Source organism: Streptomyces sp. NPDC012769, from assembly GCF_042901205.1.
GTDB lineage: Bacteria > Actinomycetota > Actinomycetes > Streptomycetales > Streptomycetaceae > Streptomyces.
The window spans coordinates 25,781-39,965 of record NZ_JBIBCP010000011.1 but is presented as its reverse complement, the minus strand read 5'-3'; the positions used below and the strand labels follow the sequence as shown (position 1 = coordinate 39,965).

10 protein-coding genes and 1 pseudogene are annotated in these 14,185 nt (G+C 67.9%); 4 read left to right on the top strand and 7 right to left on the bottom strand.

Annotated features, from left to right (window positions below; all coding sequences use genetic code 11):
* Nucleotides 1-376: 376 nt before the first annotated feature.
* Nucleotides 377-1,060, bottom strand: a complete 684-nt coding sequence (locus tag ACFY7C_RS36165) for a RimK family alpha-L-glutamate ligase (RefSeq protein WP_389659713.1) — start codon at nt 1,058-1,060, stop codon at nt 377-379.
* A gap of 791 nt (nt 1,061-1,851) precedes the next feature.
* Here ACFY7C_RS36165 and ACFY7C_RS36160 point away from each other — a divergent pair.
* The 4 genes from ACFY7C_RS36160 (at nt 1,852) to ACFY7C_RS36145 (ending at nt 5,929) form a co-directional block, all read left to right on the top strand.
* Nucleotides 1,852-2,172, top strand: coding sequence for a DUF4041 domain-containing protein (locus ACFY7C_RS36160; protein ID WP_389659710.1), 321 nt, complete (start codon nt 1,852-1,854; stop codon nt 2,170-2,172).
* Between the two features lie 66 nt (nt 2,173-2,238).
* Nucleotides 2,239-2,664 (top strand): GIY-YIG nuclease family protein, encoded by a 426-nt coding sequence (locus ACFY7C_RS36155; RefSeq protein WP_389659707.1) that lies wholly within the window; start codon nt 2,239-2,241, stop codon nt 2,662-2,664.
* 507 nt (nt 2,665-3,171) lie between these two features.
* Nucleotides 3,172-4,014: a DUF4231 domain-containing protein gene (locus tag ACFY7C_RS36150; protein WP_389659704.1), complete on the top strand. Its 843-nt coding sequence runs from the start codon at nt 3,172-3,174 to the stop codon at nt 4,012-4,014.
* A 1,252-nt stretch (nt 4,015-5,266) separates the two neighbouring features.
* Entirely contained in the window at nt 5,267-5,929 is a 663-nt protein-coding gene (locus ACFY7C_RS36145; protein WP_389659701.1) for a hypothetical protein, read from the top strand.
* A 148-nt stretch (nt 5,930-6,077) separates the two neighbouring features.
* On the opposite strand, the pseudogene ACFY7C_RS36140 reads toward ACFY7C_RS36145, so the two are convergent.
* The 6 genes and pseudogenes from ACFY7C_RS36140 to ACFY7C_RS36115 all read right to left on the bottom strand — a co-directional run bounded on the left by ACFY7C_RS36140 (nt 6,078) and on the right by ACFY7C_RS36115 (nt 13,974).
* Nucleotides 6,078-6,889, bottom strand: a pseudogene (locus ACFY7C_RS36140) (IS5 family transposase).
* A 37-nt stretch (nt 6,890-6,926) separates the two neighbouring features.
* The gene (locus tag ACFY7C_RS36135; protein ID WP_389659698.1) at nt 6,927-7,166 is read right to left on the bottom strand and encodes a hypothetical protein; all 240 of its coding nucleotides are present in this window, start codon (nt 7,164-7,166) and stop codon (nt 6,927-6,929) included.
* Between the two features lie 842 nt (nt 7,167-8,008).
* Nucleotides 8,009-9,220 carry a hypothetical protein gene (locus ACFY7C_RS36130; RefSeq protein WP_389659696.1) on the bottom strand — a complete coding sequence of 404 codons (1,212 nt, stop codon included), beginning with the start codon at nt 9,218-9,220 and terminating at the stop codon, nt 8,009-8,011.
* Nucleotides 9,217-9,756, bottom strand: a complete 540-nt coding sequence (locus tag ACFY7C_RS36125) for a DUF4365 domain-containing protein (RefSeq protein ID WP_389659693.1) — start codon at nt 9,754-9,756, stop codon at nt 9,217-9,219. Before ACFY7C_RS36125 ends, ACFY7C_RS36130 begins: the two co-directional genes overlap by 4 nt.
* 898 nt (nt 9,757-10,654) lie before the next feature.
* The gene (locus ACFY7C_RS36120) at nt 10,655-12,496 is read right to left on the bottom strand and encodes a hypothetical protein (RefSeq protein WP_389659690.1); all 1,842 of its coding nucleotides are present in this window, start codon (nt 12,494-12,496) and stop codon (nt 10,655-10,657) included.
* A gap of 359 nt (nt 12,497-12,855) precedes the next feature.
* The gene (locus tag ACFY7C_RS36115; protein WP_389659934.1) at nt 12,856-13,974 is read right to left on the bottom strand and encodes an endonuclease domain-containing protein; all 1,119 of its coding nucleotides are present in this window, start codon (nt 13,972-13,974) and stop codon (nt 12,856-12,858) included.
* Between the last annotated feature and the right edge of the window lie 211 nt (nt 13,975-14,185).

Genomic DNA, 14,185 nt, shown 5'->3' with positions numbered 1-14,185 from the left:
GTATCGGCATGATCCCTCTGCGTGAGGGAGCTTCGGCGTGAAGGCCCGCTGACACCCCCGGCGCACCGGCGGGTTCGGCCGTCAGGGCGAGGGCGTGTGGTTGTCCCGGGCGGGGTGATCTGGCCCGGACGGGAGAGCGGCGTGCAGGCCCTCGCCTAGCACGTGCACGCGGAGGGCAGGGGTGCGGGGATGCCCGGTGATTCCGGCGTACCCCTGTGGTGAGTGGGCCGGCAGGGCGTTGGTGAGTGCCTGGCCTGTGTGGCTGGCAGGGTGTTTTGCCTGGTGGGCGGGTGGGCTGTGAGGTGCTCACCACGGTCCTGGGGCATATCTCGGCGTGTTGCTCTGTGGCGCCACAGCGCTGTGTTCCGTTCTTGGTTCACTGCGTGGCGGTGTCGAGTGAGCGGGCGAGGCAGGCGGTGATGGCCGGGATGACGTTGGTCATGTCCGGCCGCCATCCGGGGACGGCGTTGACCTCGCAGACCATGAAGGTGTCGTCGGGCCTGAAGAGTAGATCCACCCCGGCGATGATCAGGCCCAGGGCTCGGGCCGCTTGTACGGCCAGTTCTTCCGCTGCCGGGTAGCGGCCGGCGCAGAGCGTGGCCTGGCCGCCCTTGGCAAGGTTGGACTGCAAGGCGCCGTTGTGCGAGGTGCGCAGTTCGGCGGCGACCGGCTCGCCGTCGACCACGACGACGCGCAGGTCCCGGCCGTGCGAGTGTTCCAGATAGTCCTGAAAGAGCAGGGGCGTCTGCTGGGAGAGGCTGCCTTGGACGTCGTGGAGCATCTGGGTGTCGGGTGCGAGGAAGACCTGCCGGCCCTTGCTGCCGCACACGGATTTGACCACGCATGGCGCCTGGAACTGTGGGCTGTGCAGGACGCCTTCCAGCGGGGCGTTGGCGTAGGAGAGGGTGTCGGGCACCGGCAGGCCGGCCAGGGCGAGCTCCTGGACTGCTGGAATTTGTTGCGGCAGGCCAGGTGCGCGGCTGTCGGATTCATCAGGGCCGCTGTTGCTGCTCGTCGAAGGATGAGCAGGGCAGGGGGTTCTGGCCTTGGTATTGCTCAATTCTGTGAGCGCAACCGGTGGCCGTGGGCTTGCCATAGGTGGTCTCGACATGCGTTGGGTGGAATCGTTCGTAGAGCCGTTTACCTGTGTTTTTAGCTTTGGTGCGACATGTGTTGCTCACTTGGAGCGGACGCTGCGCAGCCTTTCTGAGCCGCCGGTGTAGCGGTCGAGAAGGCGGTTCGGGAGACAGCTTTTGGGGCGACCGCGGCGTCTACAGTGAACGCGACCCTGGTCTACGCGTAAGGCGGCTGTTTCCCTCGTTGGCGTCACCGCCTGGGGGAGGGACAGCTCCTGCGAGAGCACCTTTCCTGGCGGCGCTGAGTCCGGTCATAGCGCTGACCCTCGCCTTCGCACCAACGGCTTCAAGCCGGATCTGTGCGCGGTGAGCCCCAAGGATCGGAGAGTGAGCCGTCCGATTCGAGCCCGTATCGACGCATCCGCTGTCCTTCTACCTCTCCGAGGAAAGCTGCCATCTCATGTCCGGCGCGCCAGTAGCCTGAGTTGACCCGCTGGAGGATCATGGCGCGGCCTGCTTCCCAGTCTGTCTTCGCGAGGCAATCGGCCAGGCCGGGGAGAAGGGTGCTGGCCTGTTCGGCATACCGGTACAGCCTCATGGCGCCCTGGAGGTCTCCGGATGCGTGACGCCACCGACGAGGCCGTCCTGCTACAACAGGCCGGCAACCCGGCTAGATAGTCGGCGGCAGCATCCCAGAAGGAGTCCGGCGGGCAGGAACGCTGACGTTCCTGCCGGCCATGTTGTTCGAGGTGGTGCTGGGGGAGGGGAGTGCACGGTGAGTGTGAACGGGTTCCTCCGCGCTTACAACGCCGAAGCCGACTACGCCGTCCGCACCATGCGCCCCCACCGCCTCGCCTCACTGGTCGACCGACTCTACAAGAGCCGGGAGACCATCGCCAGGCTCGGCGCCACCATGCGCATCCGCATCTCCGACGCCTACCACGACGCCCGCGTCCGAGAACTGCAGCTGACCGCCGACTTCCTTCAGAAGAAGGACGAGGAAAAGGAAGCCCAGCGCGAGGCCAGAGCCCGCGAACGCGAGGAGGCGGCCGCCCAGCGCGAGCTCGACCGCGAACGCGACAAACTGAACAAATAACTCAACCACTACGAAGCCGCCCTCGAACGCCTCCGCTCCCAGGGCAACCATGAAGCCGTACGTGACATGGAAGCCAAACTCGCCGAGATCCAGCAGGCACTCCAGGACGTCGACGCACGCGCCGCGAATGTCCGCACCGGCTACGTCTACGTCGTCTCCAACATCGGCGCCTTCGGAGACAGCATCGTCAAGATCGGCATGATCCGACGCCTTGAACCCCTCGACCGCGTCTACGAACTCAGCGGCGCCGCCGTCCCCTTCCGCTTCGACGTCCACGCCCTGATCTTCAGCAAGGACGCCGTCGGCCTCGAAACCCGCCTCCACCAGGAATTTGCCGACCGGCGCGTCAACCGCGTCAACAACAGGAAGGAATTCTTCTACGTCACCCCCACCGAGGTACGCACCGCACTGCAACGCTTCGCGGACGAACACCTGGTGGAGTTCACGGAGACCCCGCAAGCGCTCGAGTGGCGCGCCAGCAGGACAGGCTGACGCATCAAGGCGCAGTCACCCCCGAGGCCGGGTGAGCATGAGGCTTCTCGGCTGAGCCGGCCCGGTCACGGGGCCGAAGGCGGGGCCGGCGGCGATGGGGCTTGCGCCGATGACCGGCTGCCGCTGTCTCGGCTCGGGCGGCGAACCGCTGCCTCTGCCGGGTACGTCGCGGTGTCCCGCTCCCTACCCGTTCACGCCCCGCACACCACAGATGCCGGGACTACGGAGACCGAGATGCTCGAGTAGACGAAGTCCGACCGGAGATGGTGATGGCCCAGCATCTGGCGGAAGGCCAGTAGCCAGGCGTGTAGCAGTGCGGTCGGCGCGATCCCTGCACCGCACGGTCCGAAGATCGCGCTGTGGCGAACTGATGCAACCCCGCCCACTGCACAAGGCCATGGCCCTATCGTTCCAGTACGCCGACGAAGACGATCTGCTGCGAGCTTGCCGCGTTGAAGACCGAGGCCGCGGCGGGACCGGGACAAGTAAAACGGTAGGGGGAGAGGGATGTCGGCGCCGCTGTCGCCAGGGCCAGTCGCGCGCCTGCGCGAGCACAACGAGCGGGTTTTGGAGTGGCGTCAGCACATTCGGGACGTCCGATTCAGGCAACGCCTGATGTACAGCTTCGGTGCGGGTGGCGTGCTTTGTGTGCTCGGCGTCGCTGTCCCCACAGCGCTGACGTGGCGCCGTTTCGACATGGCTCCCATCAACACGGTGCTCACCCTCTTGGGCGTCGTATGCGTCATCGGCTTCATCGGGGCGTCGTGGATAGAAACGATCAGGCACGCTGGCCCACAGCCCGGCACACACGGCGACCGGCTCACCCGCGAGGAGCTCGAGCTGGCCCTCGAAGTCGCAATCGAGAACCGGCTCATCGATGCCGCTCCGCTCGACATCCCCATCCGCAACAGGCAGTTCGCCTACCGTGAGTCCATTCCCGAAGAGCTGGACCAGCTGCGCAAGGAGAGTCACCGCTACCGTCGGCGGCACAACTTCTTCCAGCTCCTGATCATCATCGGCTCGATCGCCAACGCCGGGGCCCAAGCGTTCAGCGACACCACGCAGCCACTCAAATCGATCATCATCGGTCTGACCATGCTGGTCGCCATCTGTGCGGGAATCACCGGCTACTACAAGTTCCGCGAACGCAGCTTCAACCTGCAGCAGACAGCAGACTCGATCGAGGAACACGCCAACGCCTTCCACCTCGCTCTCCCGCCCTACGACAGCGCAGACCCCGCAGCCAACCTCGCCCTGCTCACCGCCAGAGTCGAAACCCTCAGAGTGGAGCAAAGGCGCCGGGAACAACAACTGGACCAGCCACCGGAAGCTCGCGAGCCGGCCATCTGATACGCCGTAGAAGCAGCCGTCAAGGGCCGCCGTAAGGTGGCACTCACCTGAAGCGAGTTCCGCAATGGCGTGTCCAGCCGGGTCAGGCCAGGAACGGTTCGCGGGCGACCCATAGTTCCTCCAGCTGCCAGAGAGGTAAACGAGGCCCTCACCGGGATGATGGCGGCGATGCGAACGTCAGCACCAGCATCGACCAGAGCCGGCCGCGTTGGCGCAGGTATCGCAGAACCGTCACCCCCGCCCTTGGGCCCAACAGTCTTTCCGCACCATGCCCGTCCCGCCGCCAGCCAGACACGACAACATCGCACCCCACCGACCGCGGGAGGGGATCTTCAGGGGGCGTTACTGAGGCCCAGCGCCGCGAAAGAGGTCATCGAACGAGAACGTGAACGACCCGGTACCTCCAGCGGCCTCCGTACGGCTTTCAGCCTCGGCAGCGAGGCCAGCGATGACCTTGTCCCAGCACGACACACAGCCGCACCGGCCACCGTCACGATGCTCGGCGCCACCGCGATCGGCCGCCGCGCGCACCACACCGGCCAATGCCTCGAACGCCGCCTGCCAGCGACCAGCGGTGGCACGCCCGGCGGCGGCCGCACGGTGCGCCTGGGACGCCTCCTCCTCGGCTCGCCGCCGGGCCTGGATCATCGGCCAGTCGGGACCGCCACCATATCCGTACGACATATACGTGCCCTTCGCTCAGCCCCCGCCCCTGCAACGCCACACCACCCCCCATGGGCACGCCCCGAACGCCTTGGCACGTCACGGCGCGAGCCGCCCGCCCGCCACGAGACACCAGCACGAGCAAGCGCTGCGGCCCCGCCGATCCGGTACGCGTAGGCGACGGGGCCCAACCGAATCCAACACCTGCTCCCGTGACCGCTTCCGCGCCGACCGTGCCCCTCGCCGCAGGAGTAGTGAACGGTTCTCGTGATGGCCGGCCCCCTGTGCGACCTCGTCGACAGCCGCCGCGGAACGCGGGTCCGTTTCCCGGTGTCGCGGAGCACCTGGTGGCATACTGGCTTTGCGTTTGTGGGCGCACACCACCCCATAGGGCCACCGCCTTGGGTGAACCCGGCCGCCGCCAGGACCACACTGAGGTACTCCGGCTCGGATCTGACCCTTCACGTCCACGGCCTGCTGGATACAAAGTGCGGTGGGATGTCTCCGATCGAGCGGGCCTGATGGGATCGTGATGTCCGGTCGTACCCACCGCACGCGTCTGGCACGGGCCTTCGCCTCTGCCCAGCCCATGGCCTACCAGAAGGCCCTGAACCACGTGATCACCTGCAGCGAAGCAGGACTTCTCCCGACTCGGCTCGACGAAGCTGGCATGAAGCGCGCCCTGGCCGTCCTGCAGGAGAACCTCGGCGCACCGCTGACGAAGCGGATGCCTTCCAACACGGAGCAGCCTCCCGCCACAACGGCGACAGCCGAACCCGTACCGACCCAGCGGCCCGCACTGTCCAAGGACCCGCGCTGTCTTGCTCTGGCCGAAACACTGAGGCCGGTGCTTCAGGCCAGCTGCCCCGAAGGGGCCGGCGGCTATGGCGGGGCTCTGGAGGTCCGTCTCCACCCGGCGGATGCCCAGGCGCTGGGTGGCCTGGAACTGATCCGTGCTGCGATGCGGCGTGCGGCACGTCAACTCGGATGGCGGGTCCGCACCGTCGGCTACGCCCGAGAGCGGCTCGTCCTGGTGATCGTCCAGGATGTACGCGACGCGCCCGCCGAGTTCGCGGACGTCTTGGAGGCGGACTTCATGTCCGCATCCGTCGAGATGCACCAGCGCATGGCTGCAGTCGGCGATGAGGCAGCGCTGACCGCTCTCGGACCAGGCCCTGTTCAGCGGCAGACAGAGGCTTTCCTGCAAGCTGCTCGGGCCGCGATCAAGGCGGATCCGCGAGTATGGCGGTAGACGAGGACGAGCTCTCGAATCCAGGCGCCGCGCGGCGGTGTGCGTGAGCGCATGAGGTTTCCGCGACCGACCCGGATCCTGACGGGGACGCGCAGCCGCCGTCAGGATCCGGGCGGGTCCGGGAGATTGCTAGGGGGTGTCTTGCCGATCATCGGTCGAGCCAGATGAGGGTGCTGGCAAGGGTGAGGGCGGCAAGGTAACGGTCGGGTTGTTTGTCGTAGCGGGTGACGAGGCCGCGCCATTGCTTGAGGCGGTAGAAGCAGCGTTCGACGACGTTGCGGCGTCGGTAGGTGATCTTGTCGAACCCGCAGGGCCGTTCACGACGCCTCCTGCGGCCGGCGAGCTGGTCAACGAGTTCGGGGATCGTTGCCTTGATTCCGCGTCGCCGGAGGTAGGCCCGGAAGGCGCGGGCTGAGTAGCCCTTGTCCGCGACCACATGGTCGGGCCGGGTTCGGGGCCTTCCCGGGCCCGGACCCGGGACGCGGATGCGGCTGATGACGGCTTCGGCCTGAGTGCAGTCGTTGCGGTTGCCGGCGGTGAGGAGGAAGGCCAGGGGCCGGCCCCGTCCGTCGCAGGCGAGGTGGATTTTGCTGGTCAGCCCACCGCGGGAGCGACCGAGCCCGCGTTCTTCGAGCCCCCTTTGGCAGCCGCGTGCTGATGCGCGCGGACGATGGTGGAGTCGATCGCGACCAGCCAGTCGACCTCCGCCCGGGACTGGGCGGAGGCCAGGAGGCGGTCGAAGGTGCCGTCGGCGGCCCAGCGGGCGAACCGCCCGTGGACGGTCTGCCAGGGTCCGAACCGCTCGGGCAGGTCCCTCCGGGCAGACCGGTGCGGAACTTGAACACGATGCCCTCGAGCACTTGCCGGTGATCACGCCACCGGCCACGGGCTCGGCCCGGGGGGCGGCAGCAACGGTTCGATCACCGCCCACGCGGCGTCAGAAATCTCTCCATCCCTCATGACCGGACCAACGATCCGATGATCGGCAAGACACCCCCTAGGTAGCCGTGGCCGGCCGGTTCAGGATCGGGTTCCAGGCGAACCAGCCCAGGACCTCGGCCCCCAGCTCCCAGGAAGACTCCAGCAGAAGCCTGCCCGCCGTATCGAGGTCTTCGGTGACGCTGTCCGGGGCCGGTCCGACACGTTCCATCAGCTCGCCCCATTGACGCCAGAACTCCTCGTCCCCGCCACGCAACCGGAGCAGAGCCGCGTCCACGCAGGCGGGCCACAGCGGCATCCCGTAGTGATCGACAATGCGTACCGATCTGAGGCGCGCCGGCGAAGACCAGGAAGTCTTCCCGCCCCACTTCTTCCTCGATGTAGGCGAGTTGGTCGGTGCGCTTCTTCACATGCTTCTGGATCTCCCCGAGGAATCCCCACCCGAAGTCGGTGAGCGTCCCCCCGCATCCCGGCCAGACAGCATCACGGTCCAGGATTAGGTCCTCCAGCTTGTACAGCCGGTAGCGGTCATCCGACCCGAGTACGTCGAATGCCTGCCGCGTGAGCCATGTGTCCCGGGCGAACATCGCCCCGTCGGAGAGACTCTTGCGGCGGCTGGTCGGCCGTGCGGCGTGCGCGTCCTCGACCGGCCCGTTACGCCAGACCGACAGAACCAGCCCATGAGCAGCCCATCGCAGACCGTCCTCGGCCGAGAAGACTCCCATCTCCTCCAGCCTCTGCCGTCCCCAGGCCACCGCTTCCCGCAGCTGCTCCTCCATCGACCGCGTCTCCCCGTGTTCCCCAGGAATCCGCCCCCCTTTTCCTCGTGATGTGTGAGCCTCGTGGGGCCTCACGAGAATCAGCAGAGCCTGCGCTTCCGCACTGACACCACGACCAGCAGACCGATGGCGCGCGATCCGGGCCCGGGCGGCCGGCGATGCGGTGGGCAGACTTGGCATGTTCTGCGGGCTGCGGCGGAGCCGTGCTGCATACCGCGGTCAGCCTGCATACGGCCGCGCCGACTACCCGGCTGGTGCATCCGTTCACCGCCCCGGGGCCGCCAAGGACACCAGCCACAGGCCGTAGCCGGCGAACAGGACCAATCCTCAACACCGACGCGCACAGCATCAGGCGAGTGCATTAGGGACGACGGGTGAGGGACGGCGTCTGGTCACGGACCAACGATCCCTGGATCGTTCTCCTGCCCTCCTCAAGGCCGACCTTTCCCCTCGCGGTGACAGGCCGGCTCTCCGCGCGCGCCCGTAGCGCGTAATCGTACTCGGCATGGCTCACCGCCATCACGTAGTCGGTCTCCCGCACGTGCAGCACAAGGAAGTAGGGACTCTCGCCGCGGGCCGTGTTCCGGTCGTCCACACCGATAGCGACCACTGTGCCGGTGAGGTCCTGAACAGGGCGTGCTGGGGTGGTGGTGAGAACAGGACGCCGTATGGTCCTTTCCGCCGGCTGTGGATCCTGGGTGCTGCGCGGCGCCCGGGCGCTTTGCGGGGCCCGCTGTGCCTCCCCGACGAGCGCGCGTACGGCGGAGAGACCGAAGGCGAGGGGGCGGTCGGGGACACTGGGCGCGGTGAGGGGAGTGGGGGCCCAGCGGAACGACAGCTCCAGCGACAGGTCCTCGGCCCGTGCGAGAGGGCGCAGTGAACGGGCGATGGCGGCGTCGAACAGGGGCAGGTCCTCCGCTTCGTCGGCGCCGTGGCCGGCCCATGTGTGGACACGGCCGAGCGCTTCGGCGAGGTGCACCATGACGCGCCGCCCGAACGGCTGCTGGGCCCCGTGCCGCGGGCCGATGCGTGACATGACGGGGAAAACGAAGCTGCCTTGCCGGGTGTGGCCGAGACGTACTCCGTCGCGCAGATAGCCCGTCACGCCGGAGCTGGGGCGGCCGCCCCAGCCAGTGCGGTGGGGATTGTCGGTGTAGAGGGCCGAGAGCCGCAGCATCTCCAGGCCGACATTGAGCAGGCTCGCAGCCTCGGTGAGCGGCACGGACTGCCGTGGACCGGCATGATTCACACGGAACAGCAGGGTGTCCCAGCCGACGGCTGTGATCCGCTGCTCGAGCTGCGAGGCGTCGTCATCGAAGTAATCGGCCAGAGCCGCCAGCAGCTCTACGAGCCTGCGGTCGTAGTCGCGCATCTGCTCGTCCAACGGCAGCAGAACAGCCTCGTCTTCCGCTTCCTCCGCCCGGGTGCCGGGAGCCGCCCAGTACTCCGCAAGTCCCTCACGCTCGTCGGCCAGCAGCCATCCGGACGCACGCAGGAATTCCGAGATCATGGAAGCGGAGACGGCCGGGACAAGGGACCGCAGAGCCCGGGTATCCACCTTGTCCGACTTCACCGCGCACCTCCATCGCCCAGGTACTTGATCAGATCGCTGATGTACGTCGGGGTGAACTCGTTCTCCCGCGCCAGAGTCACCGTGCCGAACTTCCTGCCGGGCTGCAGCGGGAGCCACTGCGCCGGATCGGACCACAGCATGAAGCCGTCCAGAGACCACGCATCTCCGTCGCTTCTGACCTGAGGAATCTCCACTCCTTCAGGAAGGATCATCACGACCAGCCTCACCGGCACGTAGCCCGGCGCCCGAAGCTTCGTGTACTGGTCGGCCGGCAGCTTCACCGTGTAGCCGCCCCCTGCGCGCGGCCGGGCCGTGTGGACACTGCTGGTGCACTTCAGCTGGACGTCGAACCGAGGACTGCGCCGACGGTGCGACCCCGATCCCATCACCGTCGTGTCGACACAGTCGTAGTCGAGACACGGATCCTGCAGCTGACAGCGCGCACTATTGGCCAGCAACCCCAGAACGTAATAGCTCGCCCGCTCCTTGTGCGCACTCGACGGAATACCCACCCCGCGAAACTCCGCCTCGTCCACCCGCCAACCACGCTTCCGCTCCCGCCGTGCCATCACACCGCGCCCGACACCCGCAACACCCTACGCCCCGATCACCACCGCAAGCTCCCGCAGCTCTCGTACGCAACGAGGTCCGCTCATCGACTGACGAACCGGCCGCGCCGGGCCCCTCGGGCCGCTTCGGCACCACCAGGCCGGCCGGGAGCGAGAAGCGACAATCGATTTGCGGACCTCGGACGGTGGTGGCCCCCGAGCTCCCGGAAAGGGACGAGCACGGCCCCTCAGCAGCACAGTCTCAAGCACGAGGCGCCGCGCCCGGCGACCCTGGCGGGGGGCGGATCGGACATCGCGTACAAGGACGCGGCAGAGACGACGATCCAGACGGGCGCCGGTTCGCAGGTTTCGCATCCGGCCGCGGTGACACTTCGGCCGCAACGGATTCCGTCGGCTGAGGCTGTCCTGCCTCGGTACTGCTGTGGGCGAGGACGGGGGAGCATTGCTGGAGCAGACTGGAATGCCGCTGCTTTCCATCTCCTGCTTCACCACGGCCGCAGAAACGCACGGCCGGCACACTCGGTGAGACTGGCGATGCACCCCGGACCGCGGCTCAGCTCACCCAGATGCCTTCAGGTACGAGCCTGCGCGCGAGCTGCCGGCCAGGCTCGCTGACCGGAGAGGACCACGACACCTCGCTCACGGAGATGCCGGCGTCGCGCACGCAGGCTCTCCGTCCACGCGCATGTCATCGCAGATGGCGGCGCCCGTCGCCCGTGGGTGGGGAGGCTTCGCTCCGGAGCCGGTCGTGCAGCCTGTCGAACCGGCTCCCGATTGCGGGCAAGCCCCGCCACGCACCCGTGACAAGTTCAAGCACCGGAGCCTGCGTTCTTGCCGGGCCAAAGCGTCGAGCCCGGCAGACGGGTCAGGCGGCGGACGGCGCGTGGTCGAAGAATCGGTTGCCGGCGTCGAGATGGATCTCCCTGACTTCGGGGTAGTCACGGGGGAGGGGATCGTTGGTGGCCGCGATGATCTGGCAGCCGTATCCGTCCGTGGCGGGATCGGCCGCGATAGAGATCAGCGTGTCGATCAAGCGCAGGCTCGTCTCCTGGTCCAGGCCCGTCGAGCCGAGACCCGACAACGGCGAGTCGATGATCAGCAGCGGCGGCACGCGAACCTGGGCATCAACGCGTCCGAGGTCACGCAGCGCCAGGAGCAGCGCGATGTTGGTCACGGCCTTCGGGTTGCCGCCCACGGAGCTGTCGTCGAACGACTTGTCCGCCTCGTTGCGCTCCTTGACCCGGGTGGTGAAGTCGGCCGGGTCGATGAACGCCGCCTCCACAGCCGGGTTGATCTGCTGCAGACGCCGCAGGAAGAACTCCGACCACCGGCCGGTGACCTCCTTGCGGCGCACCTCGTCAGCAGCCTTCGCCGCGTCCCTGGCAGCCTGCGCGGCCTTCATCCGCTCCTTGGCCGCGGTGATGGCCAGGGCCTGCGCCTTGATGTAGTCGGCGTTGTCGATCTGCTTCTTCAGCTGCGCGACGTCCCGGCTCAGACCGAAGGCTTCCTTCTCCGCCTGCTGTGCCGCCTGGCGGGCGGGAGCCAGATGGTCCCGCTCGTAGGCGTCGCGCTGCGCGAGCGCGTGCGCGGCCGCCTCCTCAGCGGCCCCCGAAGCCCGCTCCGCGCCGGCCACGGCCTCCTGCAGACCCTTCAGGTCCAGCCGCAGACGGTCCGCCTTCGCCCGCGCCGCCGCGACCTGCTTCTCCCTCCGGTCCTCAGCACCGTGAACCGCCTGGCCGCACTGCCGGCACTGCCCCGGCTCCCGCTCAGGAAGCCCCTGGCCACACCCCGCACACTCCATCGGGGGCGTCGAGAGCAGCCCGGAGATCACACCCTCGGCCCGAGCGAGATCCGCTGTGGTCCTGTTGAACCGGGCCCGCGCGTCCTCGGCCTGCTTTGAAGCCTTCCGCCGCTGCTGCTCTGCCGCCTTGTGCAGGGCCACCAGCCGGCCGTGCTCACCCACAGCGGTCGACAGCGCCGCAGCCGTGGCCTGGGCGCCTTCCGCGGCCGCCTTGTGCTCACGTTCCTTCTGGCGGTGTTCCTGACGTGTCGCCTCCGGGTCTGTGAGGGCTCCCGTATCACGCAGCCGCTTGAACTGGGTCAGAGCCGTCTGCGCCGCACGGTGCTGAGACTCGGCTTCCGAGGCATGCTTCTCCAGGCTCGCGAGGGCTTCGCTCCACAGACCCAGAATCACCTCCAGGGTCAGGATCCGTTCCTGCGCCTTCACCCCTCCGAGGAACTCGGAGGCGATCGTGGTCTGACGCAGGGCCATGACCGTGCCGTACAGGGTGTCCAGCGTGAGACGGGCGGTGCCGCGTGAGGCGGCCGGCAGACCCAGGAGGTCTTGGATGAACGCGCCGGCGGTTGTCTCCCCGGATGAGGAGGTGATGGGCAGTGGACGGCCGATGTCCTTCTCGTCGTCCAGGTTCTTGATCAGGACCCGGGCCTGCGCCTCCGCGCCCCTGCGTGTGGCCTGCCAGCGGGTGCCGGCCACGCGGAACGTCAGACGGATCTCCTGACAGCCGCGGACCTCCGGCATGACCCTCGCGGTGGTCAGCCCCAGCGGGTACAGCAGCGCCTCGACTGCTGTCGACTTACCCGCCTTCGAGTGTCCCACCAGGAAAGTCACCAGACTGGTGAAAAGGCGGACCCGCCAGACCCCATCCCTCAAGAACTCAAGCCGCTCCACCACCAACGACGGTCCCACCGGACCTCCCTCACCGCAGACGCTGATACCTGCCCCCAGGAACGATCTGCCGCCAGATGGGTGACGCCTGGAACAAGCCTTCTACGTTCGGCCAACCCGCGTCGGCGTCAGACGGGCTCCGCCCGGCAAGGCGCCCTCGGAGCCAGCGGCTTCAGATCCCCACGTCACCATCCCGAGAGGCCCCCCGCGCCCGACACCGCGCTGCCTGCCGTCCGGCAGCGTCCATCTCACCGGCGGTACACACGCCCCGGCGAAACAGGGGACGAATTGCCGTGTCGTTGCCGCCCCCTATTCCGCCGCGCGTCCCTCGGCCGTCTCCCGTGCCCGGCCCCGCCTCCCCTGACCGCCCTATACAGCGGTCACGCCGCAGAACCGGTGGCGTCATCGACGAACCGGCGCACCAGGGCATCGACGTCGTGCACCGGAACCAGGACGGACCATTCGAGGGCTGGTTCGTGCTCAAAGCACTGGAACCGGGCGAGGACCGCTCCGTCCTCCTCGACGTGGAACCTCCGCCAGGACGGGGCGTGTGTGCAGGCCGGGTGCGGATCGAAGTCGGCCAAGCGGCGTACGACATCGGCGTGATGCTGCGAGGGAAGGATCCGCCCACTGCGACACGCAGTGCACTGGAGCAGGTGATCGACGGCCCCGGCGAGCTTAAGGAATCCCGGGCCGCCCTCGGCGTTGTTGCACTTCACGCACAAAGGGCCCCGGATCAGCCCGTGAGCATGGCAGTGGTCCCAGTACAGGGCCCGCCGCGGCTCGGGACACACCGCGCACAGGAAGGCATCAGCACGGGACTGCTTGGCGAACGCCTTCGTGTACGTACGCCCGCGCAGATGCCCCGTGTACGGCCTGGCCGCCTCCGCGGAACACACCGGACACAGGACAACGAAGCCGGCGGCGCTCGAGGTGCGCCACTGTTCGGTCTCCGCTCGCGTTCCACAACCAGTGCACACCGCAGCCTGCGCGGTCAGCTCCGCTTCAGCCTTCTCGGCCCGGTCCAGCAGCGCGGCGTACGCGCGGGGAATCAGCCACGTCCGGCCCGACCAGGTCATCAGCGGCAGCGGCCTGGTGCTCGCGACGGTCCGCCGGATGAACTCCTCCGGCAGGTGCTGCCCGGCGAAGCCCTCCGGCAGAGCACCGCCGTCTGGCGCGTGCAGCCAGGTGGCCTCACCCACCCAGCTTGCGACGCGCGAGCGCCAGCTGCCCGGTTCACCGCGGTCCAGGCGGGCATCGATCAGGTCACCGGGGTCGATGCCAAGCTCCACGAGCTGCTTGCCGGCCTTTTGGACCTCCCGGTCGACAAACTTCCACAGCTGGCTGCGCTTGTGTCCGAGCACAGCCACCTCCCCGACGAAGACGTGGCTGGAGGCGGCGAACGTGTAGCGGTTCACGTGGTCCAGGTACGCGGGGACCGTCGTGTGGTGAGTGAGGTCGACAAGCCGTTGATGCGCTGCTTGAGGCGAAACCCACATGATGTTCACGCTCCTTGATCTTGATTCCTTGCGAGGACCGGCCGAGTGGCCGGGGGACACCACGACAGGGGACCGTGCCGGTCGCACGGCAAGCCGCTCGCCCTGTCACCCCGCGAACCCCCAAGAGGAGGACCGGGGCATTGCTCTGTCATCGGCTGCTGTGATGCTGACCGGCCGGTGAAGGTCCATGAGGGACCGGTTCCCATCCGCC

Bases quoted from the DNA above. Each gene is read 5' to 3' on its own strand.
- ACFY7C_RS36135 (WP_389659698.1), bottom strand. From the start codon at position 7,166: ATGCCGCTGTGGCCCGCCTGCGTGGACGCGGCTCTGCTCCGGTTGCGT.
- ACFY7C_RS36150 (WP_389659704.1), top strand. From the start codon at position 3,172: ATGTCGGCGCCGCTGTCGCCAGGGCCAGTCGCGCGCCTGCGCGAGCAC.
- ACFY7C_RS36145 (WP_389659701.1), top strand. From the start codon at position 5,267: ATGGCCTACCAGAAGGCCCTGAACCACGTGATCACCTGCAGCGAAGCA.
- ACFY7C_RS36115 (WP_389659934.1), bottom strand. From the start codon at position 13,974: ATGTGGGTTTCGCCTCAAGCAGCGCATCAACGGCTTGTCGACCTCACT.
- ACFY7C_RS36155 (WP_389659707.1), top strand. From the start codon at position 2,239: ATGGAAGCCAAACTCGCCGAGATCCAGCAGGCACTCCAGGACGTCGAC.